The sequence below is a fragment of the Sphingomonas colocasiae genome, from assembly GCF_019880585.1.
Classification (GTDB): Bacteria; Pseudomonadota; Alphaproteobacteria; order Sphingomonadales; family Sphingomonadaceae; genus Sphingobium_A; species Sphingobium_A colocasiae.
This window is the reverse complement of the sequence record NZ_JAINVV010000011.1, coordinates 179,646-198,845: the sequence shown is the minus strand read 5'-3', so window position 1 is coordinate 198,845 and position 19,200 is coordinate 179,646. Positions and strand designations below refer to the sequence as shown.

General features: G+C 65.9%; 24 protein-coding genes and 2 pseudogenes. 16 read left to right on the top strand and 10 right to left on the bottom strand.

Translation table 11 applies throughout. The features are described 5' to 3' along the window. Positions 1 to 49: 49 nt before the first annotated feature. Positions 50 to 2,827: a TonB-dependent receptor domain-containing protein gene (locus K7G82_RS22615; RefSeq protein ID WP_222992218.1), complete on the top strand. Its 2,778-nt coding sequence runs from the start codon at positions 50 to 52 to the stop codon at positions 2,825 to 2,827. A gap of 145 nt (positions 2,828 to 2,972) precedes the next feature. On the opposite strand, the gene K7G82_RS22610 is transcribed toward K7G82_RS22615, so the two are convergent. From K7G82_RS22610 to K7G82_RS22600, 3 genes are all read right to left on the bottom strand, one after another. Next, complete coding sequence (locus K7G82_RS22610; RefSeq protein WP_222992217.1) at positions 2,973 to 3,413, bottom strand: hypothetical protein; 441 nt, start codon at positions 3,411 to 3,413, stop codon at positions 2,973 to 2,975. A 170-nt stretch (positions 3,414 to 3,583) separates the two neighbouring features. After that, positions 3,584 to 4,486: a hypothetical protein gene (locus K7G82_RS22605; RefSeq protein ID WP_222992216.1), complete on the bottom strand. Its 903-nt coding sequence runs from the start codon at positions 4,484 to 4,486 to the stop codon at positions 3,584 to 3,586. Between the two features lie 95 nt (positions 4,487 to 4,581). Next, positions 4,582 to 5,781, bottom strand: a complete 1,200-nt coding sequence (locus K7G82_RS22600; protein ID WP_222992215.1) for an aminotransferase class V-fold PLP-dependent enzyme — start codon at positions 5,779 to 5,781, stop codon at positions 4,582 to 4,584. 346 nt (positions 5,782 to 6,127) lie between these two features. Between K7G82_RS22600 and K7G82_RS22595 the strand changes: the two genes are divergently transcribed. Next, complete coding sequence (locus K7G82_RS22595) at positions 6,128 to 6,793, top strand: lysozyme inhibitor LprI family protein (RefSeq protein ID WP_222992214.1); 666 nt, start codon at positions 6,128 to 6,130, stop codon at positions 6,791 to 6,793. A gap of 360 nt (positions 6,794 to 7,153) precedes the next feature. On the opposite strand, the gene K7G82_RS22590 is transcribed toward K7G82_RS22595, so the two are convergent. Then, positions 7,154 to 7,597, bottom strand: coding sequence for a helix-turn-helix domain-containing protein (locus K7G82_RS22590; RefSeq protein WP_222992213.1), 444 nt, complete (start codon positions 7,595 to 7,597; stop codon positions 7,154 to 7,156). A gap of 96 nt (positions 7,598 to 7,693) precedes the next feature. Between K7G82_RS22590 and K7G82_RS22585 the strand changes: the two genes are divergently transcribed. From K7G82_RS22585 to K7G82_RS22550, 8 genes are read left to right on the top strand one after another with little or no spacing between them, the layout of a single operon-like run. Further along, on the top strand, positions 7,694 to 8,017 hold the full coding sequence (locus tag K7G82_RS22585) for a hypothetical protein (RefSeq protein WP_222992212.1): 324 nt from the start codon (positions 7,694 to 7,696) through the stop codon (positions 8,015 to 8,017). Further along, positions 8,014 to 8,199 (top strand): hypothetical protein, encoded by a 186-nt coding sequence (locus K7G82_RS22580; protein WP_222992211.1) that lies wholly within the window; start codon positions 8,014 to 8,016, stop codon positions 8,197 to 8,199. Before K7G82_RS22585 ends, K7G82_RS22580 begins: the two co-directional genes overlap by 4 nt. After that, positions 8,193 to 8,567 carry a LexA family protein gene (locus tag K7G82_RS22575; protein ID WP_222992210.1) on the top strand — a complete coding sequence of 125 codons (375 nt, stop codon included), beginning with the start codon at positions 8,193 to 8,195 and terminating at the stop codon, positions 8,565 to 8,567. Before K7G82_RS22580 ends, K7G82_RS22575 begins: the two co-directional genes overlap by 7 nt. Continuing rightward, entirely contained in the window at positions 8,564 to 8,803 is a 240-nt protein-coding gene (locus tag K7G82_RS22570) for a hypothetical protein (RefSeq protein ID WP_222992209.1), read from the top strand. The genes K7G82_RS22575 and K7G82_RS22570 overlap by 4 nt, the downstream gene beginning before the upstream one ends. Then, a complete protein-coding gene (locus tag K7G82_RS22565; protein WP_222992208.1) occupies positions 8,803 to 8,988 on the top strand; it encodes a hypothetical protein in 186 nt (61 codons plus the stop codon). The genes K7G82_RS22570 and K7G82_RS22565 overlap by 1 nt, the downstream gene beginning before the upstream one ends. Next, positions 8,985 to 10,376, top strand: a complete 1,392-nt coding sequence (locus tag K7G82_RS22560) for a replicative DNA helicase (protein WP_222992207.1) — start codon at positions 8,985 to 8,987, stop codon at positions 10,374 to 10,376. The genes K7G82_RS22565 and K7G82_RS22560 overlap by 4 nt, the downstream gene beginning before the upstream one ends. Continuing rightward, positions 10,373 to 11,146: a hypothetical protein gene (locus K7G82_RS22555; protein ID WP_222992206.1), complete on the top strand. Its 774-nt coding sequence runs from the start codon at positions 10,373 to 10,375 to the stop codon at positions 11,144 to 11,146. The genes K7G82_RS22560 and K7G82_RS22555 overlap by 4 nt, the downstream gene beginning before the upstream one ends. A 14-nt stretch (positions 11,147 to 11,160) precedes the next feature. Then, on the top strand, positions 11,161 to 11,505 hold the full coding sequence (locus tag K7G82_RS22550; protein WP_222992205.1) for a hypothetical protein: 345 nt from the start codon (positions 11,161 to 11,163) through the stop codon (positions 11,503 to 11,505). A gap of 40 nt (positions 11,506 to 11,545) precedes the next feature. Here K7G82_RS22550 and K7G82_RS22545 read toward each other — a convergent pair whose 3' ends face one another. Both K7G82_RS22545 and K7G82_RS22540 read right to left on the bottom strand, forming a co-directional pair. Next, the gene (locus K7G82_RS22545; protein ID WP_222992204.1) at positions 11,546 to 11,743 is read right to left on the bottom strand and encodes a hypothetical protein; all 198 of its coding nucleotides are present in this window, start codon (positions 11,741 to 11,743) and stop codon (positions 11,546 to 11,548) included. A 26-nt stretch (positions 11,744 to 11,769) separates the two neighbouring features. Next, complete coding sequence (locus K7G82_RS22540) at positions 11,770 to 12,252, bottom strand: hypothetical protein (RefSeq protein ID WP_222992203.1); 483 nt, start codon at positions 12,250 to 12,252, stop codon at positions 11,770 to 11,772. 71 nt (positions 12,253 to 12,323) lie between these two features. Here K7G82_RS22540 and K7G82_RS22535 point away from each other — a divergent pair. After that, positions 12,324 to 12,653 (top strand): annotated as a pseudogene (locus K7G82_RS22535) (IS5 family transposase); the annotation flags it as partial. Positions 12,654 to 12,826: 173 nt separating this feature from the next. Here K7G82_RS22535 and K7G82_RS22530 read toward each other — a convergent pair. The 3 genes from K7G82_RS22530 to K7G82_RS22520 all read right to left on the bottom strand — a co-directional run bounded on the left by K7G82_RS22530 (position 12,827) and on the right by K7G82_RS22520 (position 15,054). Continuing rightward, positions 12,827 to 13,156, bottom strand: a complete 330-nt coding sequence (locus K7G82_RS22530) for a hypothetical protein (RefSeq protein ID WP_222992202.1) — start codon at positions 13,154 to 13,156, stop codon at positions 12,827 to 12,829. A gap of 321 nt (positions 13,157 to 13,477) precedes the next feature. Further along, positions 13,478 to 14,806 (bottom strand): type II toxin-antitoxin system HipA family toxin, encoded by a 1,329-nt coding sequence (locus K7G82_RS22525; RefSeq protein ID WP_222992201.1) that lies wholly within the window; start codon positions 14,804 to 14,806, stop codon positions 13,478 to 13,480. 2 nt (positions 14,807 to 14,808) lie between these two features. Next, complete coding sequence (locus K7G82_RS22520; RefSeq protein ID WP_222992200.1) at positions 14,809 to 15,054, bottom strand: helix-turn-helix domain-containing protein; 246 nt, start codon at positions 15,052 to 15,054, stop codon at positions 14,809 to 14,811. A gap of 236 nt (positions 15,055 to 15,290) precedes the next feature. Between K7G82_RS22520 and K7G82_RS22515 the strand changes: the two genes are divergently transcribed. From K7G82_RS22515 to K7G82_RS29920, 5 genes and pseudogenes are all read left to right on the top strand, one after another. Further along, positions 15,291 to 16,001, top strand: coding sequence for a hypothetical protein (locus K7G82_RS22515; protein WP_222992199.1), 711 nt, complete (start codon positions 15,291 to 15,293; stop codon positions 15,999 to 16,001). A gap of 19 nt (positions 16,002 to 16,020) precedes the next feature. Next, complete coding sequence (locus tag K7G82_RS22510) at positions 16,021 to 16,824, top strand: hypothetical protein (RefSeq protein ID WP_222992198.1); 804 nt, start codon at positions 16,021 to 16,023, stop codon at positions 16,822 to 16,824. Between the two features lie 106 nt (positions 16,825 to 16,930). Continuing rightward, positions 16,931 to 17,998, top strand: coding sequence for an alpha/beta hydrolase family protein (locus tag K7G82_RS22505; RefSeq protein WP_222992197.1), 1,068 nt, complete (start codon positions 16,931 to 16,933; stop codon positions 17,996 to 17,998). A gap of 124 nt (positions 17,999 to 18,122) precedes the next feature. Next, positions 18,123 to 18,335 (top strand): annotated as a pseudogene (locus K7G82_RS30335) (DUF4915 domain-containing protein); the annotation flags it as partial. A gap of 31 nt (positions 18,336 to 18,366) precedes the next feature. Continuing rightward, complete coding sequence (locus K7G82_RS29920; RefSeq protein ID WP_246623794.1) at positions 18,367 to 18,513, top strand: TIGR03032 family protein; 147 nt, start codon at positions 18,367 to 18,369, stop codon at positions 18,511 to 18,513. Positions 18,514 to 18,525: 12 nt separating this feature from the next. Here K7G82_RS29920 and K7G82_RS29915 read toward each other — a convergent pair whose 3' ends face one another. Then, entirely contained in the window at positions 18,526 to 18,918 is a 393-nt protein-coding gene (locus K7G82_RS29915; protein ID WP_246623793.1) for a hypothetical protein, read from the bottom strand. Positions 18,919 to 19,200: the final 282 nt, after the last annotated feature.

Here is a 19,200-nt window from a genome sequence, read left to right as displayed (position 1 = left end):
GGCGCCCCGACAATGCGAATGAACGCGCCGGGGCAAAGAGGGGATTACCATGTCTTTCACGCGTAATTTGAAGAGCTTGGCCGGTGTCGCACTCTGGGTGATGGCGGTTCCCGCCCTTGCGCAGACCGCGCCCGCCGATCAATCGCCGGCGCAGTCGACGGACGCCCCCGACGGCGTCGATGCGGCCGAGGATGAAGGCCTGATCACGATCACCGGATCGCGCATCAAGGGCAATTTCGAGGCGCCCACGCCCGTTCTCGCGATCGGCACCGAACTGATCGATCAGCGCGGCACGACCAACATCGCCAATGTCCTCAACGAAATCCCCGCCTTCACCGGCACGCTCACCCCGGCTTCGACCAATCTGAACAGCCGCCAGAACGGCGTGAACGTGGTCGACCTTCGCGGCCTGGGCACCAATCGCAACCTGGTGCTGATCAACGGCCGCCGCGCCACCCCCTTCGATGAATTCGAGAATGTCGATCTGAACGTCGTCCCCTCGCTCGCGATCCAGCGCGTCGACGTGGTGACGGGCGGCGCATCGGCCGCCTATGGTTCGGACGCCGTCTCCGGCGTGATCAACCTGATCTATGACGAGCGCCTGGAAGGGCTGAAGCTCAACGCGCAATACGGCATTTCCGACAAGGGCGATGCCGACAACCTGCGCCTTTCCGCCGCATGGGGCGGTGCGTTCGGCGGTGGCCGCGGGCATTTCCTGCTCGCCGCCGATTATGACGACAACAAGGGCATTCCCAAGGCCTCCGCGCGCAAATGGCAGCGCCGCAGCCCCGCCATCGTCAGCAATCCGGCCAATACCGGCGCCAATGACGGCATTCCGCAGTTCATCTTCCGCGACAATGCCGTGCTGTTCCTTGGCAGCCCCAACGGCGTGACGCTGCCCGGCGGCGCGACCGGCAATCTCGAATTCTTCCCCGACGGCACCGCGCGGCAGCGCGTGCTCGGTGAAATGGGCGGAACGCTGATGATCGGCGGCAGCGGATCGCGGCTGGCCGATCAGACCGCGCTGGTCGTGCCCACGCAGCGCTTCAACGTGCTGGCTGCGGTCAATTACGACGTGGCCGACGGCGTGAACGCATTTGCCGAAGCCAGCTTCGCGCGGTCCAAGTCGCGCGGCGCGCTCGTCAACGCCTTTTCGTTCGGCGATGTGACGATCACGCCCGACAATCCCTATCTGCCCGCCAATGTCGCGGCGCTGGGAGAGAGCTTCAGCCTGTTCCGCACCTTCGAGGAATTCCCGCCGATCACCTCCGCTTCGGTGACGGAGAGCATGCGCTTCGTCGGCGGGCTGAAGGGCAATATCGGTTCGAAATGGAACTGGGAAGTCTCCGGCCAGTACGGCCGCACCGATTTCAGCAACAAGCAATATAACAACATGATCGTCGGCAACCTGATCCGCGCCGCGGATGTGGTGCGGATCGGCGGCGTCGATTCCTGCCGCGTCAACGTGAATGCCGATCCGGCGGACAATGATCCGGCCTGCGTGCCGATCAACCTGTTCGGCAAGGGTTCGCCCAGCCAGGCCGCGATCGATTACATCACCGAAACCGGCATTTCGAACACGCGCATCGAACAATCGGTGTTCGCGGCCGAAATCGGCGGCGAGCTGTTCAACGGCTGGGCAGGCCCGATCCTGGCGACCGTGGGCGGCGAGCATCGCCGCCAGAAGCTGCACCGCACCGTCAACGCGCCCAACGCGAACGAGGAATTCCTGATCGTCAATGCGCAGCCGCTCGACGGCAAGTATGACGTGACCGAAGGCTTCGCCGAAATCGCGGTGCCGCTGCTCGACGGCGCGCAGAAGCTCGATTTCAACGGCGCCGCGCGCTACACCCATTATTCCACGATGGGCAATGTGGTGACGTGGAAGGCCGGCCTGACGTTCGAGCCCGTCAGCTTCCTGCGCTTCCGCGGCACGATCTCGCGCGACATCCGCGCGCCCAGCATCGGCGAATCCTTCGTGGAAACGGTGCTGCTGTTCACCAACCTCAGCAACCCGTTCGTGGGTGGCAGCGGCACCTCGCTCGTCAAGGTTCCGCTTTCGGGCAATCCCAACCTGAAGGAAGAACGCGCGCTGACCAAGACGTTCGGCGCCGTGCTGACGGCGGGCAGCTTCCGCGCCTCGCTCGACTGGTGGGATATCGATCTGAAGGGCGCGATCGGTTCGCTGGCGCCGCAGGATATCGTCAATCGCTGCTATGCCGGCGAACAGGATATCTGCTCGCTGATCACCTTCGGCCCCGGCCAGACGCTGGAGGAAGTGAAGCAGCAGAACCTGAACCTGGGTACCTACAAGCTGCAGGGCCTGGATTTCGAGGCGCGCTACGGCATGGAACTGGGCGCCGGCAGGCTGAACCTGGGCGCCGTCGCCAGCTATCTCATCCACAAGAAGATCGCACCCTCGGGCGGCGCGCCGCTTGACGTGGCGGGCGAAGTGGGCGGGCGCAACGCCGGCGGCATGCCCGATTTCAAGGCGACGCTCTCGGCCAATTACGAGACCGATCGCTGGGGCACCTTCCTGCAGGCGCGCTATATCGACGGTGGCGTGTACGACGTGACCTTCGGCCCCGAAGACCTGTCGAAGGAAGACAACAACATCGGCGCGGTCGTCTATGTCGACATGTCGGTGAAGTACAAGCTGGACGGCCTGGTCGGCAAGAATGCCGAAATCTATGCCGGCGTCGACAATCTGTTCGATCGCAAGCCGCCGGTCGCGCCGGTCGACTTCATCTCCAACTCCGCGACCAACGCGTCGATCTACGACGTGATCGGCCGCAAATTCTACGTCGGCGTTCGCGCGAACTTCTGACGACGGGATAAAGGCGCCGGCGGCGACGGACGTGCTTCGGCACGGCCGCGCCGCCGGCGCTTTTTTGTGTGGAGTGGCGAGGCGTTACGCCGGAGGCGGGACGCAAGCAGTTGCTGTTCGTTGCGCTCGCATTATTCGGACGGAGCTATCCGGATGCTGATAGATCGGTGCGGTGCCTGTCCCATATCGGCCGGATAACCGGCGTAATCATCCATTGCTCTTCCGGATCGGCTGTCTCGGGGCATGACCAGTACCAGATGCTATGGGCGTGAAGCGGAATATCCGCTTCCAGCAGATCGGATACCACCGTCCATCGCGGATCCAGGGAAATATCGCACCCAAGATCTTCAAAGGATTGCAGGATAATCCGCATCAGGGCGAAGCGCTCATCTTCGTCCAACTCTCCGGATCGGTAGCCGGAGATGAACGCATCGATTCTCTCGGGATCGGCGACCTCATAATCCCAATCCTGCATCGCGTGGTGATTGGGGAGTTCGAACCTGATGGCGAGCGCATCGATCGCCGCACGCGTCGGGAATCGCCAGAGGTGTTCGGGTATCATGGCCGGGGGTTTACGATCCCCCATCAGTGACCGCTACTGGGTGGTTTGCTGCCCGGCTGGTTTCCTTCCCGACAGCCGACTGTCGACTTCAGGCGTTCAATCCACGTCCTCACCACACGGAATGACTGGGAGTGGGTGGAGGAAGATGGCTCCCAGCATCATATGCGCCCAAGGCTGGATGTGCCGGACATGTTTCACTTCATCTGTACAATCAGTTCCTTGGCGGCGGCGAGTTGGGTTTCGCAATATGCGGCGCGTTCGGGCTCATCCAGACTGGTGAAGGACGCCGGAATCGGATCCTGCAGGAATTTCTTGCCCAGTTGGCGCAGGCGCGGCTTGATCATCTGCATGAACGGATCCTCATCCTTCGTGAAGACCAGCAGCTTCGAAACCCATTGCTCCATTTCCGGCCGGATCGCGAATGCCTTGCAGATATTGTAAGTGAAGCCCAGTTGCGCCCACAGCATCCAGCCGTATTTCTCGGGGATCTCGAGATGACTCATCCTGGGATCCTTGCGATTGTCTCGAATGATGGCCCGGACGGATGATTTTGCGCTTTCGATCATGACGGTTTTGGCTTCATCGACAGTCCAGTGCAGTTGAAACCGCGTGGGCGGATCGGCCAGGTTGGGCAATTCGGCGAGGATGGCGCGACCCGCGGGGACGATATAGTCGCAGGGGTTCCAGTCCGTTTCTGGTTCCGGCGAATCCGATATGTTGGTGTCCTTGAAGGCGCTGAGGGCAAGATCGCGTAGGTATTTCCGCGTGGCGTCTGTCACGTCCGGACTGTCGACATCAAGCGTCTCAAGCCTGTCGAGCCAGGCAGTTTTTTCCGCTTCGCTCGCAAAGGCGCGGCACGCGTTGAATTCCACGCCGATCTTGAGCCACAGGAATTGAGTGCGCAACTGTTCGTAGCTGGCCGTGTTTCCGTCGCGCGCCAATCTCGTCAGCTGTGTCCATGCGAGCTTGCTGGCCTTGTCGATCAACATACGCTTGCTCAAGGTGAAACCGTTCGTTTCTTCGATCGGAACCGATTCCGCACAAGCGACGCCGGGAAGCGCCAACAGGCACGCAGCGGCGGTGATGGCTTTCCTCATATCGATCCTTCCCCCTGACCGGATCGACTCTAGGGGCGGTTTGCGGCGCGGCCAATCCCGGCACCGCCCATAAAGCTCCGAAACGGATCGGGTTCTCACGCGCTCGCGGCAAGCACCTTCAGCGCATCGGCCAGCCGGTCGATCTCGTCCTCGCTGTTGTAATAATGCGGCGATGCGCGGACGAGGTCGGGCAGCTTGCGCCGGGTCGCGTCGATCGGCGTGCTGGTGGGGACTGAGATCGACAGGTTGATGCGCTCGGCCGTCAGCCGGGCGGCGATCTCCGACGCGGCGATGCCGTCCAGCGTGAAGCCGATGATCGCGGCGGGATCGGGGCCGAGATCGTGTACCGTCGCACCCGGGATTTCGGCGAGGCGCGCGCGCAGGCGGTCGCCGAGCAGCCGGCAGCGTTTCTCGATCCGGTCCAGTCCGATCGCCAGCGCATAATCGATCGCGACGCCCAGGCCGAGCCGGGCGGCATGATCGGATTCCCATGTCTCGAACCGGCGCGCATCGGCGCGCAGCCGATAGCCGGCATCGCCCGCATATTCGGCGCCGAACAGATCGATCATCGCGGGTTCGGTGCGCTCGATCAGGTTCCGGCGGATATAGAGGAAGCCGGTGCCGCGCGGGCCGCGCAGGAATTTGCGGCCGGTGGCGGCCAGCATGTCGCAGCCGATCGCCTCCACATCGATCGGCAATTGCCCGGCGGCCTGGCAGGCGTCGAGCAGATAGGGGATGCCGTGCGCGCGCGCGATCCGGCCGACTTCGGCGGCGGGATTGACCAGCCCGCCATTGGTGGGGATCCAGGTGATCGCGATCAGGCGGACGCGATCGTCGATCATCGCCTCCAGCGCCTGGGGATCGAGCGTGCCGTCCGTCCGGTCCGGGATCGTCTCCACCACCGCGCCCGTCCGCCGCGCGACCTGGAGATAGGCCAGGTAATTGGCGGCATATTCGGCGGTGGTGGTGAGGATGCGGTCACCGAGGGCGAAGGGCTGCGCGTAGAAGGCCCATTGCCAGGCGACGGTGGCGTTCTCCGCCAGCACGACCTCGTCGACATGCGCGTTCAGCAGCCGGGCGACGCTGCGATAGACGCCCTCGATCCGGTCCGCCTGTTCGGCCTTGGCCTCGTAACCGCCGATCTCCGCCTCCCGCCGCAGATGATCGGTGACCGCCGCCAGCACCGGCGCTGGCATCAGTGCGGCGCCGGCATTGTTCAGATGGATGCGATGCGCGGTGCCGGGCGTGTCGGCGCGCAGGCGGGCGAGTTCGTCGGGGGTGAAATCTTCGGTCATGGTTCAGGCTTTAGAGCATTGTGCTGCGGTTGGGCATCCGGGACTCCTGGTACGCGGCGGATGCATCAGGAAAACCGTTCGCTTCGAGCAGCGTCGAGCCTGTCGAGACGCGCCCGTCGAGAAACCTGTGCCGGGTGTGTGGACATGCTTCTCGACTTCGCTCGAAGCAAAGGGAGGGGGCGGGCGAACAGCGTAGAGCCGTCGAGACGTTGCCCGAACAGGCGTCTCGACTTCGCTCGAAGCAAACGGAAAGGGGGGGCGAACCGGATCGGGTGAGGGGGGTGTGGGGCGATGGCTCCCCTTCGGCATTCGTGCGTTATGATGCGGCCATGAAGAGGATGCGCCGATGACCGCGATACGCCAGATCACCGCGATGAGATTGCCCCTGCTTGCCCTGTTGTTCGCCGTCGCCGGCTGTGGCGGCAGCGGCACCTCCACGCCGATGGCGGATGCGGAGAATGGCGCCGCGAACGGCGCGCCCGCGATGGCGGCCGATGCCTCGCGCGGGCCGGTGGCGGATATGGCGGGCGGGAATGGAGCGGCGGACATCATGGGCGCGCCCGTCGACGCCGCGCCCGTCGGCGATGTGCCGGCCGGGGCCGGTCCTTCGGGGGACGGCCCGGCCGATCCCGCCACGGCGGCGGACGGCCGCGATCCCGGTGACCGGCTGAGCGAGGAACAGGTGCGCGCCCAGCACAGCCCCGCGCTCGACGCCTGCCTCAATTCGGGCGACGCGGCCCGGGGTGTCTCGGTGGCGATGGGCGGATGCTTCCATGCCGAACTGAAAGTGCAGGACGATCGGCTGAACGCCGCCTATCGATCAGCGCTGGCGAAGCGGGACGCCGCCGGCCAGGCCCGGCTGCGCGCCGAGGAACGCGCCTGGATCAGGCGCCGCGACGCCGAGTGCCGCGCGGTGGCGGTGGGCGGCACGATCGACATGGTCGAAATCCCCGCCTGCCTGCTGGAAGCGACGATCCGCCGGCGCGTGACGCTGCAGCCGATGGCGGGATAGGGGCGGAGAGCCTTCGGCTTCCGATCCCTTTTTCTCTCCGCGTCCCCGCGTCTCTGCGTGAACCTGTTGGGCTGCGCGTCGTCACGGCGAATTGGTTCACGCGGAGGCGCGCGTGGGATCAATATTGATTTCAATAGGTTGGTAGTAAAGCGTCCCGATCTTATCCCCGTTATCCACAGGGCGAATAGGAAAATTCCTATTTCAATGTAGGAAATTTCCTTTCATTGATATGGAACGAAACGGGAACGAAGAATCGGAGGGGAATCCGCTTGCACCCACAGCCGCAACTGCTTGCCGAACCGGGCTGCGAGATCGGGTGCCCGGTGTGCCCGCGCGCCTGTGCGGTCGCGCGGATCCAGTTCAGCTGGTGGGCTCGGGAGGAGGAGCGGCTGCTGCGCGATCGTGCGCTTTCGGGGATGTCGGATCAGTGGCTTGCCGATTACCAGGAAGCCCAAGAACATCTGCAACGGTGCCGGCAAGATATCGCGCGCGCGTCTCCAGCGAACCCCGCGGCATGCCCGGAAGAACCGCGAGCAGCGCGGCTTCGAGCTCATCTGCACTAGGAATCTCGGCACGCTCGGCGGCGGGGGTCAGGCCGAAGATCGAAAGATCATGGCCCATCGCCTGCGCCAGATTGGCGAGCACCTTCACCGTCGGGTTCCTGTTGCGCCCGTTGATGATGTCTCCCACCGCGTCGCGCCCTTCGCCCGCCGCGCGAGACAGGCCGCGCTGCGAGAAATCACCCTGGGTGGTCGCCTGGCGGAGCACGGCGACGATGCGATCGATATCGACGGAAGCGGACATGATGTGTCCATCGCATGACGGATATACCCGGCGCAATTTACGGATATATCCGTCGATCGCTTGACACGACGGATATATCCGTCGCATGAATCGGGCATGGACGAATCAACTCCACAGCAAAAACGGATCGCCGGCCCGATCGGCCGGGCAGGGCGCTTGCCCGATGCCGTGCGCGCCATCCGCGCCCGGCATTACGGGCCGGAACGCGCCGCGCCTGGCGTGATCGCCCGCGATCTGGGCCTTTCCTACCAGAAGGTGGCCGCAATTCTTCAGCCGCGTCAGGCGTTCCCTGCCTTCACCGCCGACGCGGCGCTTCTCCCCGCGCACCCCACTCCCCTGCGGGGAGAAGGGGGAGGGCCGCCATTCGCGCAGGCCCTCCCCATCCCATCCCCAACCCCGTTCGAGGAGACTGGACGATGAAAGCGCGTGGACGGCGCGGCCCGGCGATGACCGGCCGCCAATCCGAATTCGTGATGAGCCTGTTTCGCGAGGGCCGCAGCCTGGATCAGGTGCGCGCCGCGACCGGCGCCAAATGGGCCGACGGCACCTATCTGAAGCTGCGCGACATCGCGGCGCGGGGCGAGCGGGGTGTGAGATGCTGACCGCGCGCCAGGCCGAACTGCTGGAGTATCTCCGCGCCCAGGCGGCGAACGGCCGCTGCCCCACATTCCGCGAGATGCAGAAGGCGATGGGATTCAACAATCCCGCCGGCGTCTATCACCTGCTCGCCGGGCTGGAGGCGCGCGGCGCGATCCGCCGCGCCCGCCGCCGCGCCCGCGCGATCGAGGTGGTGGCGCCGTCCCCCACCCAGCGCGGCGATGCGCCGCCCACGCTGGAACATGTGCCGCTGGCGGTGCTGCGCGCCGAACTGGCGCGGCGCGGCTATGCGCTGTTGCGGCCGGTGCCGGCCCCGGTATCTGCGCCGATCCGTCATGACGTCAGCACCACGCAAAAGGCCGTGAATCCATGAGCGGCGCGCGCGGCACGCGCCGCCGCTTCGGCGACGGGCAGGATGATGATGGCGGCCCGGCCGGCGATATCTGGGATCTCGCCTGGAATGGCGACGCGGCCGGCGACGATGACGACGACGAGGAGGGGGAGGGCTGGAGCGAGGAAGGCTGGATCCCGGAGGGCTGGGGCGCGCGCATCGTCGTGCGCCGCGCGCGTGACGACGACGGATCGATCCTGGACGTGGACGTCACCTGATGGGCGTGCTGCTCCATTTGCCGATCGTGCCGGACGCATCGCAAGCCTGGGACGCTTATGATGCGCTGGTGCGCCGTGCCAACGCGGATCGCCGGCTCTGGGGCGATGCCGAGCATTGCCGCGCGATGGCGCGCGCGCATGGCGCCTGGTTCACCGCCTATATGCGCGCCGATGGCGCGCGATGATCGCGGCCGAAGCGGGGCAGGCGCTGTCGAATGTCGACAGCGAGGCGGCGTTGTGCGGCGCGCTGCTGCGTGACAATGCGCGGGTGGACGCGGTGGCGGACCGGCTGGCGCCCGAGGATTTCAGCGAGCCCTTCCTGGCCGATATCTATGCGGTGATCGTGCGGGAGGTGGCGCTGGGCCGCCCCGCCAGCCCGATCACATTGCGCCCCTATCTGATCGATCATCCCAGCCTGGGCGAGGCGGGGGGCATCACCTATCTCAATCGGCTGGCTGCCAGCGATGCCGCCTCGTGGAGCGATCCGGTGGCGCTGGCGGGGCAGATCCGTGCGCTTTCGGCACGGCGCGCGCTGGTGATGGGGCTGGACGCGGCATCGGCGCTGGCCGCCGATCCGGCCGAAAGCAACGCGGCGGTGATCGACCGTGCGGAAGCCGCACTTTCCGCCGCCACCGCCACCCATGCCGCCGCCGCCGAACTGCCCGCCGCCCGGTGCATCCAGGCGATGCTGGCGGATATGGACGGGCCGCGACGCGGCGTGCTGTGCGGCCGCATCACCGCGCTGGATGCGCTGATGGGGCCGATGCGCCCCAAACAGCTGAATATCGGCGCGGCGCGGCCGGGCATGGGCAAGACGGCGCTCGCGCTCTCCTACAGCTTGGGCGCGGCGCTGAACGGGCATGGCGTGCTCTATGTCTCGCTGGAAATGTCCGCCGGGGAACTGGCGATGCGGCTGGCGGCCGATCTCTGTTTCGACGAGCGGGGCGATGGCGCCCCGGTACCCTTCGATGCGATCCGCGACGGCACGCTCACCACCGCGCAAAAGCTGGCGGTGGCGCGCGCGGCGGATCGCATCGCCGATGCGCCCTTCATCGTCGCCGATCATGGCAGCGTCACCATCGGGCGGCTCAACATGATCGTGCGCCGTTACCAGCGCCGCATGGCCGCCGCCGGGCAGCGGCTGGACCTGGTGGTGATCGATTATCTGCAACTCGTGCAGCCCGACATGAAGGGGCGATCCAATTACGAGGCGGTTTCCGAGGTGAGCCGCGGGCTGAAGGCGATCGCCAAGGATCATGACGTCGCCGTCTTCGCGCTCGCCCAGTTGAGCCGCGCGGTGGAGCAGCGCGAGGACAAGCGCCCGCAGCTCTCCGATCTGCGCGACAGCGGCCAGATCGAGCAGGACGCCGATGCCGTGCTGTTCCTCTATCGCCACGACTATTATCTCCGCCAGGCGGAGCCGGAGCCGGGCGACGCCCGCCACGCGGCGTGGCGCGACACGCTTTCCGCCTGCGAAGGCATGCTGGACATGATCCTGGCCAAGCGCCGCAACGGCCGCACCGGGCGGGCGCAGGCGCGGTTCCACGGCGCCAACCAGGCGGTGCGCGGATGAGCGGCTGGATCAGCCTGCATCGCGGCTGGCGCGATTGCGACGCGTTCGAGGAACCGCGCGATCCCATGTCCGATGCCGATGCCTGGGCGTGGCTGATCGAACATGCCGCCTGGAAACCGATCCGCCGCGCCGCCGGCCAGGGCCAGTCGATCCGGCTGGAGCGCGGGCAGCTCCATGTCTCCGATCGCTCGCTCGCCACCGCCTTTCGCTGGGATCGCAAGCGCGTGCGCCGCTATCTCGATCGGCTGGCGGCGCATGAGATGATCGTGGCGGTGCGGGGCCAGTCCGGCACCGTCATAAGCCTGTGCAATTACGACAGATATCAGCAGCCGCCGGAACCCAAGGGGGCCGGGAAGGGGCCGGCCGGGGGCCGGGCCGGGGCCGCACAAGAACAAGGAAAACAGGATTCCGGTTCTGACGAACCGGTCGCCCCGCCCGCCGGCACCGTGAAGGCCGTTTTCGACGCCGCCGTCACGCTCCTGGCCGCTTCGGGGCACCAGCCGCGCGCCGCACGATCGATCGTCGGCCGCTGGCGCAAACAGCATGGCGACGCCGCCGTGCTGGCCGCGCTGATCGACGCGCGGGAGCGCGCGATCAGCAACCCCGTCGAATGGATCCCGCGCCGGCTGAACGCCGCCCCGGCATCACGCGGCGGGGCAGGGCGTGCGGGCCGGACGGGCGAAACCCCGGCCGCCGCCGCCACGCTCGACAGCTTGCTCCACCAGGCCGCCCGCTACCGCAACCGGGACAATGCGGGCGGCACGCCATGAAAGGATGGGAAACCATGGGAAAGACGCGGGACGATATGGGGGAACGCCTTTCCGCCGAGGAGATGGCGACCGCGACGGTCGCGCGGGAATTGGCGGCGAAGGAGACGAACGCGGCGAACGCCAGGGGCAAGGGGCGGAAGATGGAGAGTGGTGCGGAAACGGCAAGCCGACCCGGCCGCCGGGGCCGCCCCGCCAACATCATGACCACCCGCCGCCGCCAGGTGCTCGAACAGTATCAGGCCGCCGCCGCCGCCGGTGAACCCGTCAGCCTCGCCCGCATCGCGCGGGCGTGCGGGATGTATGATTATCGCAAGGTGCGAAGGGTGATCGCGGATCTGCGGCGGATGGGAGTGGTGTGAGGGGGGAGGCGCAGTTTGGAGAGATTATGCAGGCTCGCAGTCAGTAGACCTCTTCGAGTTTCCATCCGGTCAGTTGCAGGGCCAATATACCAAAATCACGCATCGACCCGTTTTGTGGTGACCATCGGTTGGCATAGTCATAAGCACCGTTGCTGGCGCGTTCGAGCATCCACTGACTACCATCGGCACCGAGTTCGCATTTCGTAGGCGGTTCATGGAACGGGATTGCCGTCGCCATGAATTAGGCCGTGAACCCATAAACCGTCAGCTACGAATGCACTGAAATCCGTCATCGCGTCGCTTTGCCGAGGCAAACAGCGGTTCAATTTGCCAAGTTCTGATTTCATCATCGGACAGGCAAATCTTGTCCGTGATCCGTTCCCATTGCTGTCCTGCCCACAGCCTGCCCGCTTCGTCTTTGCGGATAACCATGAGCAGCTTTACGTTGCGCCATCGGTCAATGTGCAGGCCGGCCAAGCTGATCTCAACTGGCCCTTTAATTGAAGGCCCCGATAGAGTTTTCAAGGCCGTAGAGTTAGCTCGGTAAACACCGCCAAGGAAGAAATCGTCCGGCTTATTCGGGAAGGATACGGTCTCGTCCGGTTGAAATTGGAACCGATCTACTCGGACGATCACCAAGCTGCGCTCGAACTCGGGAGGGGCAAGGATCGGCTGCGAAACGGCAACCGTGTGCACGCTGCTTACGGCATAAAAGAACGCAATTGCAAAGAACATCATCCGAGCCATGCGAACTTCGTATCGAGAAGGCAGATCGTGCGCCAGTCGGGCTTTCGCATAGCCTGAAAATCTGACTCAGCATTGGCATGAGCCGATATGATCTGACCGACTTCGAATGGCGCGTGATCGAGCCGCTGCTGCCCAACAAGCCGCGAGGGGTGCCGCGCGTCGATGATCGGCGCGTGCTGAATGGCATCTTCTGGGTGTTGCGATCCGGTGCGCCATGGCGTGACCTGCCCGAGCGATGCGGCCCGCGCACCACCTGCTACAACCGCTTCGTGCGATGGCCGAAGGCGGGCTTCTGGGATCGGATGATGGACGCCATCACCGCCGCCCACCACGGCGACATCCAGATGATCGACAGCACCTCCGTTCGCGCTCACCAGCAGGCTGCGACGGCAAAAAGGGGGATCGAGATCATTGTCTCGAATTGCGGTGCCAGTTTACCAAATGCATGAAATGGAGATTAAGGGATGGTGCACAAATGCAAGCGCCACGCAGATCTGAGGCGCCGGGCCGGTGGTCGTTAGATCATCTGGGTCTCCCAACCTTAAAGCCGCATCGGCTGCAATTTGGACGAATATCATGATCCCGGCACGCCAGAGGGCGTGCAAATGCCGGCGGCGACCGGATAATAGCCCGCGACTTCGAAATGCGGGGATGGCCCATCCTTGTAGATCACCGCATAGCCGTTGCTTCGGGCGTGCAGGTCTTCGAAAACGAGCCTGATCCCGGTTCTGGGCGAAGAGGCGCTGGGCGGTTCGCCGTTCGGGCCGGCCGGGCGGCTCACGATTTCGAAGTGTCCGCCGGCCAGGGCCTTGGCGGTGGTCGGCGCTTTCAGCGATCCGGTCGTCGGTGAGGTGATTTCGACGTCATATTCGAGGCCTCCGTTCGCGTGCGGCTTCAGGGCCATATCGAATGTATCGAAGGCTTTGCCGTCGCCGCCGAAAACCGCGCAACTATATGCGAGCGCGCGATATCCGCGGTCCGCCGCCGATATGGGCGATCCCATGGCGGAGAGAGCGATGACGGACGCTGCCGCCAAGGCAGGCAAGCCAGGGAAACGTGTCATGATCTGCACCTCGCAAGTCTCAACCGGCCCCGATCATCAACCACAGCCTCGCTGGCCGGAACATGAACGGGGTTTCGCCGGTGTCGCCCGAACGGAATGACGGTGCCCGGCGCATGATAGGCGATCTCGAAGATGCTGACGCATCGTCGATCGAAGCCGGGATCACAGTTCCTCGAGCGCGCCGGCCAGATGCGGCAGGCGGTTGGCGATGGCGGCGGCGATGCTTTGGTGGACGGCGTCGGCGAAGTCGTCGGGCATCGCGGCGCGCGCCTGTCCGGGCGCATCGGGCGCGCGATCGAGCAGGTCGGTGATCGCCGCGCGCATCGCGTTCGCGCCAAGCCCCGCCGCCTTGCCCGTCTGGACGAAATGGCGGCCCATCACGTCGGACACCCGGTAATGTCGGTTCTTCCCTGCCGACATCGCCAGCCGGAACCTGTTCGGCGCGATCTCGCCCTTGTCGAAGGCGGGCTGTGCTGAGAGCACGTCGTAAAAGGGCGTGAGGGCATAGCCGCCGCCGGGCTGCAGGAAGATGCTGAAATTCTTGGCATGGCCGTCGGTCGCGCCGATCAGCCAGAACAGGATCTGGCTCTTGAAGAAGGCGGCCTGATCCGCGCCGGGATCGTCGGCACCCTTCAGCAGGCCCAATATGTCGCGCATCGCCGGCCCGCCGTCGCTCTGGTATTTCAGCGTCGGGGGCAGGCCCAGCGCCTGGCAGCAATCCTCCTGCGGCAACCGCAGGATCGTGCCGTCGTCGCGACGGCGCCGGTCGAAACGCTCCACCACCAGCACCCGGCGCGCGCCGAAGGTGGCGATATCGGTGCGCGCGACGGAAAGGCCGAAGGCTCGCATCAGCGCCAGGCAATAATGTTCGTTGTCGACGCTGTCGGTCATGTCGATCATGCCGTCCGCGCTCGGGATCCGCCCCAGTTGCGGCTTCAGGATATGCGTCGTCGGCGTTGTGCCGATGGGGCGGAGCCATTGCCCGTCGCTGCGCAGCAGCGCCGTCTTTTCCTGCGCGCCCGCGATCGAGATGCGGAACGCCCGATCCCGGTCCACCCCCAGCGGCGCCTGCGCCAGATCGGCGAGCATCGCCGCGATCGCCGCATCGCTGACCGGTTCGCCCTCCGCACGGGCTTCGCCGCGTTCACCGCCGCCTTCGGGCAGGAACTGCATCGCGCCGACACAGTCACGCCCGATCGCGTCCAGCAGGCTGTAGAAATCGGTGCCTGCGGCGCCCATGCGTTCGGCGACGCGGCGGCGCACCGCATCCCTGTCGGGCAGCAGATTGTCGAACACCGCCGCCACCGCCGCGCCGCGATAGGGGGCCGGGCTGAGCGGCAATGACAGCGAGACCGCGAAGCGATGCTCCCATGCCAGCCAGTCCCCGTCATAGCGGAAAGCGATCGCGCCGCTGGCGGCCTTTTCCAGCCGGCCGGCCATGCGGCCGTTGATCAGCACGTCCAGCGGCACATGCGTCTTGCCGCGCGCCATGGCTAGAAGACATCCTCGATCGCGCCGCCGCGCTGGCGCGGCACGATCTGGATGTCGAGATCGAGCCTGGCGATCACGCCGAGCAGCGTTTCCAGCTTCGTGCCCGCGCTGCCGCCCTCGATCGCGGATATGGTTTTCTGCTGCGTGCCGGTCAGGCCCGCCAACTCCGCCTGGGTCATGCCCCGGCGCAGCCGCTCGCTTCGAATGATCGCGCCCAACTGGCCGGGCAGCCTGACGATCTGCTGCATCGAACCCTCCAATCGGCGCCATATACCCTGAAAGGTATGAAATCGCAATATAACCTGTGGGGGTTAAAATTGCATTATACCCTATGAGGTATAAGTAGGGAATATACCTTTCAGGGTATGTGGCTGCCTTGTTCGTTGGCGATATCGCCGCCAATGCCGGGTGCGACTAATCGCCCTCCGCCGCGATTGCCATTTCCGTTCGAATGATCGACACTTCGGGCGCGGAGGGGAAGGCGATGAAAACAGCGATTTTTCTGGCGGCGGCCCTGTTTGGCGGCACCGCGATTCCGGCGGCCGCGCAGGATGCGGATGCGCCCGGGCTCGGCGAGGTTGTCGTCACCGCCAATCGGCTGAATGCGCGCTATGCCCAGCAGGATCGTCCGGTGGTGGGGCTGCGCAGGCAGGCCGATTCCGTGGTGGTGCAGGCGGCGTTCTCATCGGACTCGCGCGATGCGGAGACGCGCAAGCGCGAAATCCATGCGATGCTGCTCGCCGCGCTGGGGCGGGCGGGCGCCGCCGGGGTGGAACTGGTGACGGGCAATTTCGAGCTGATCCCGGTCACCAAAGACAATTACCAGGATCTGCCGCTGATCTCCGCCGGCCGCGTCGATACCAGCCAGGCGAATGTGATGGTGAAGGTGAAGCTCGCCGGATCGATCGCGGCCGCGGGGGAGAGGCTGGACGGCTTCATCAAGGGCGTTCCGCGCACCGGGCGCGGCGCGATCGACAAGGCCGGCGCATTGACGCTGACCATCCGCAATCCCGATCAGTATCGCGATGCCATCGTGAAGCTGGTGGCGGAGAATGCCCGGCACAATGCCGCGATCTTCGGCCCCGATTACGCCGTGCAGGTGAACGGCATCGACGGGCAGGTTTCCTGGTCGCAGGTGAGCGGCACCGATGTGTTCCTGTATCTGCCCTATCGCTACACCATTCTTCCCAAATGACCCTGTCCGGAGAGACGGCATGAAAGCGATCCCCTTCGCAGCTTTTGGCGGCCTGGCCCTGTTCGCGACGATCCCCTTCGCGCCCGCGCTGTTCGCGCAGGACGGCGCCGGCGAAATCGTCGTGACCGCGCAAAGGCTATCGAACAGCGTTTCGCCCATCCAGCTTGCCAGCCCCAATCCGCCCGTGATCGGCCTGAAGCGGATGGCGGATTCGGCGGTGCGCACGATCGAGATCGTCTCGGACTCGCGCGAGGCGGGCATGCGCAGGCGCGAGGTGCAGGCGATGCTGCTCGACGCGATCGATCGCGCGAAACGCGACGGCTTCAACCTCGTCACCGGCCAGTTCGAACTGGTGGAGGTGACGCGCGCCAACTGGCAGGATCAGTTTCCCGGGCTGGCGGGCAAGCCGAATGCCACCGAAGACGATGAAGACGAGGATGATGAAGATGAAGACGATGCCGCCCCGGCGGCGTTCGAGGATGACGGCAGCACCGCGACCGTCCGCCTGAAGGTGAAGACGAAGCTGGACGGATCGATCGGCAGCGCCCAGCAGAAGATCGGCGCGTTCGTCAAATCGGTTCCCGCCAATGGCCGCGCGCAGATCCAGCCAAGGGGCGGCCTGGCGCTGACGATCATCAATCCCGAACAATATCGCGACGAGATCTATCGCCGCATCGCCGCCGGCGCGAAGCATGCGAACAGTTTTTACGGCCCGGACTATGGCCTGGACGTCACCGGCCTGGATCAGGGCATCGCCTGGAAGCAGGTGAGCAATACCGAGGTGTTCCTTTATATCCCCTATGGATTCTCGATCAGGAAATAGGCGGGCCCCATCGACAGAAGCCGATCGTCGAAATCGGATCGGCGCATGGCGCGGCGGCCGATAGGGTTTGCCGATCGCGGTCTTTCTCCGTGGGGAGATAGTGTCGATGCGGATTTCGGCTGTGGGCGCGGCGATCGCGCTGGTGATGGCGGCGATGGGCGTCGCGGGCGCGCAATCGCCGCCGGCCGCTTCCCCGGCCCCGCCGGTCGAGGCCGCCCCCGCGCCGCCCGCCGGCGTGACCGCCCCCGCGCCGCCCGCCGGCGTGACCGAGCGCATGGTGATGCTGGGCAGCGGCGACTGGCAGGTGAAGGGGGCGCTCACCATGCCGCAGGGCAAGGGGCCGTTCCCGGCGGTGGTGCTTGTCCACGGTTCCGGCCCCGGCACGCTCGACATGAATGTGGGCGGCAGCACCATCTATCGCGATCTCGCCTGGGGGCTGGCGGCGCGCGGCGTGGCGGTGCTGCGCTATATCAAGCGCACCACCGCGCATCGCGAACGCTTCAAGGCGCTGGGCCGTCCGCCGAAACTGACCGAGGAATTCGTGGAGGACGCGTCGAGCGCGGCGCAACTGCTCAGGCGCACGCCGGGCGTCGATCCCGCGCGCGTCCATGTGTTCGGCAACAGCCAGGGCGGCATGCTGGCCGCCACCATCGCCAATGCCAACGGGCTGGCGGGCGCGCTGATCATGGCCAGTTCGCCCCGGCCGGTGGGCGACATCATCATCCAGCAGGCCGATTATGTGACCGGCATCTCCACCGATCCCGCCGAACGGACGCGCGCGGCGGAGGTGCGGCGCAACGGCGAACGCATCAACGCGATCACCCCCGCGAGCGACGCGGACGAAGTGATCCACGGCAGCCCGGTCTGGTACTGGCGCGACATGGCGGCGATCGACCCGATCGGCCAGGTGAAAAAGCTGGCGGCGCGCGGCGGGCGCGTGATCATCATGCATGGCGACCGCGACTATCTGGTGACCGAGGAGGATTGGGCGGCCTGGACGCAGGCGCTGGATCGCCAGCCGCGCGTCACCCTGAAGCGCTATCCCGTGCTCAACCATATCATGCAGGAGGGGGAGGGCCGGATGACCCCCGCCGAATATAAATGGACCCGCCCGGTCTCGCCCGCGTTCATCGACGATGTCGCGGCGTGGATCAAGGCGGGGAAGGGGCGGTGACGGGTTTGGTATATTGTCGATATATACCAATCCATTAACTGGAAGAGTTCGTCGGGAATCTTGGAAATAATCCGCAGCCGGCGATGCCGTTGCATGTCGCGCCCGAAAGCGGCAGGCTGATGCGATGTTGCCTGCTCCGCCATTCGTCGCCCTTGCCGCGACGATGATCGCGATGTTCGCGCCGATCCCGGCCGAGGCGAAGGCGCCGGCCTGTCCCGGCTTTGCGCGCGGGCTCGCCTTTGTCGGCGATCATGCCGTGATCGGCCTGTCGCTCCCGCGCGAGAACCGCACCTTTGCCGGGCTGCCGCTGCAGGATGCGCTGGCGCGCCGGAGGGCGGAGGCGCGCTGCGGCCTGGCGATCGTCGATCTTGCGACGGGAGACATGGTGCAATGGGCGCATCGGCGGCGTGGTGCGCGAGCTCTACGACGTCGCCGCGCTGCCCGGCATCCGCAATCCCGCCGTGATCGGTTTCAGGACCGAAGAGGTGCGGAAAGTGATCTCGGTGGAGGAATAGGGGGCGCTCGGTTCAGGGCGCGCCGCGCGGCGAGGGTGTGCTCCCGCCGTCCGCGCTTGCCGGATCGCGGCCCGATCCCTCTTCGGCGCGGACCGGCTGGTGCTGGCGCCGGCCGGTGGCGAGGCCGCTGGCGGCGTCGCGCGGAGCATGGGCGGTGGCGGATGTATCCGATCCGGCGTCCGCGCGGATCGGTTCGTGCTGGCGGCGACCGGTCGCGCGGCCGGTGGCGGCATCGCGGGGTGCGGCCGTCGCCCGAAGCATCCCGCTCCCGGCGCGGGCTTCGCCGAACACCGCCGGCGATGTGCTGTGCGGCTGCGCGGCGGGGTAGGCGAACGCGGTTCCGGCCAGCCCGAGCGCGACCATGGGGACGAGGGCGGCGGCGGCAAGGCGTGGTGGGGCTTTCATGGGCATCCTCCGTGATCTGGATGCACCATGCCTAACCCCGCCGGATGGTGCGGTCTGTGATCGGCGACACAGGCGGAATGCGATTTTTTCGTGCCGGGGCGGCTTTTCGCTTCGGGGAAGGGAAATGCGATGGGTTATCCGGCGCCGCAGCTTCGGGACATCTTGTGAAAATCCGCTTCGAAGGCAGCGCGCGACGGAGGCATCGTCCTTCCCCTCCACCACGCCGCTTCGCGTCGTGGTCCCCCTCCCCACGCTGCGCGTAGGGAGGAGAATTCTTGCGGC

Coding starts and splice junctions, on each gene's coding strand:
- K7G82_RS22590 (WP_222992213.1), bottom strand. CDS start 7,597: ATGTCCGCTTCCGTCGATATCGATCGCATCGTCGCCGTGCTCCGCCAG.
- K7G82_RS22505 (WP_222992197.1), top strand. CDS start 16,931: ATGCGGATTTCGGCTGTGGGCGCGGCGATCGCGCTGGTGATGGCGGCG.
- K7G82_RS22605 (WP_222992216.1), bottom strand. CDS start 4,486: ATGAGGAAAGCCATCACCGCCGCTGCGTGCCTGTTGGCGCTTCCCGGC.
- K7G82_RS22530 (WP_222992202.1), bottom strand. CDS start 13,156: ATGGCCCTGAAGCCGCACGCGAACGGAGGCCTCGAATATGACGTCGAA.
- K7G82_RS22580 (WP_222992211.1), top strand. CDS start 8,014: ATGAAAGCGCGTGGACGGCGCGGCCCGGCGATGACCGGCCGCCAATCC.
- K7G82_RS22575 (WP_222992210.1), top strand. CDS start 8,193: ATGCTGACCGCGCGCCAGGCCGAACTGCTGGAGTATCTCCGCGCCCAG.
- K7G82_RS22550 (WP_222992205.1), top strand. CDS start 11,161: ATGGGAAAGACGCGGGACGATATGGGGGAACGCCTTTCCGCCGAGGAG.
- K7G82_RS22545 (WP_222992204.1), bottom strand. CDS start 11,743: ATGGCGACGGCAATCCCGTTCCATGAACCGCCTACGAAATGCGAACTC.
- K7G82_RS22595 (WP_222992214.1), top strand. CDS start 6,128: ATGACCGCGATACGCCAGATCACCGCGATGAGATTGCCCCTGCTTGCC.
- K7G82_RS22570 (WP_222992209.1), top strand. CDS start 8,564: ATGAGCGGCGCGCGCGGCACGCGCCGCCGCTTCGGCGACGGGCAGGAT.
- K7G82_RS22515 (WP_222992199.1), top strand. CDS start 15,291: ATGAAAACAGCGATTTTTCTGGCGGCGGCCCTGTTTGGCGGCACCGCG.
- K7G82_RS22540 (WP_222992203.1), bottom strand. CDS start 12,252: ATGGCTCGGATGATGTTCTTTGCAATTGCGTTCTTTTATGCCGTAAGC.
- K7G82_RS22610 (WP_222992217.1), bottom strand. CDS start 3,413: ATGGGGGATCGTAAACCCCCGGCCATGATACCCGAACACCTCTGGCGA.
- K7G82_RS22520 (WP_222992200.1), bottom strand. CDS start 15,054: ATGCAGCAGATCGTCAGGCTGCCCGGCCAGTTGGGCGCGATCATTCGA.
- K7G82_RS22600 (WP_222992215.1), bottom strand. CDS start 5,781: ATGACCGAAGATTTCACCCCCGACGAACTCGCCCGCCTGCGCGCCGAC.
- K7G82_RS22510 (WP_222992198.1), top strand. CDS start 16,021: ATGAAAGCGATCCCCTTCGCAGCTTTTGGCGGCCTGGCCCTGTTCGCG.
- K7G82_RS22560 (WP_222992207.1), top strand. CDS start 8,985: ATGATCGCGGCCGAAGCGGGGCAGGCGCTGTCGAATGTCGACAGCGAG.
- K7G82_RS22615 (WP_222992218.1), top strand. CDS start 50: ATGTCTTTCACGCGTAATTTGAAGAGCTTGGCCGGTGTCGCACTCTGG.
- K7G82_RS22585 (WP_222992212.1), top strand. CDS start 7,694: ATGGACGAATCAACTCCACAGCAAAAACGGATCGCCGGCCCGATCGGC.
- K7G82_RS29915 (WP_246623793.1), bottom strand. CDS start 18,918: ATGAAAGCCCCACCACGCCTTGCCGCCGCCGCCCTCGTCCCCATGGTC.
- K7G82_RS22555 (WP_222992206.1), top strand. CDS start 10,373: ATGAGCGGCTGGATCAGCCTGCATCGCGGCTGGCGCGATTGCGACGCG.
- K7G82_RS22525 (WP_222992201.1), bottom strand. CDS start 14,806: ATGGCGCGCGGCAAGACGCATGTGCCGCTGGACGTGCTGATCAACGGC.
- K7G82_RS22565 (WP_222992208.1), top strand. CDS start 8,803: ATGGGCGTGCTGCTCCATTTGCCGATCGTGCCGGACGCATCGCAAGCC.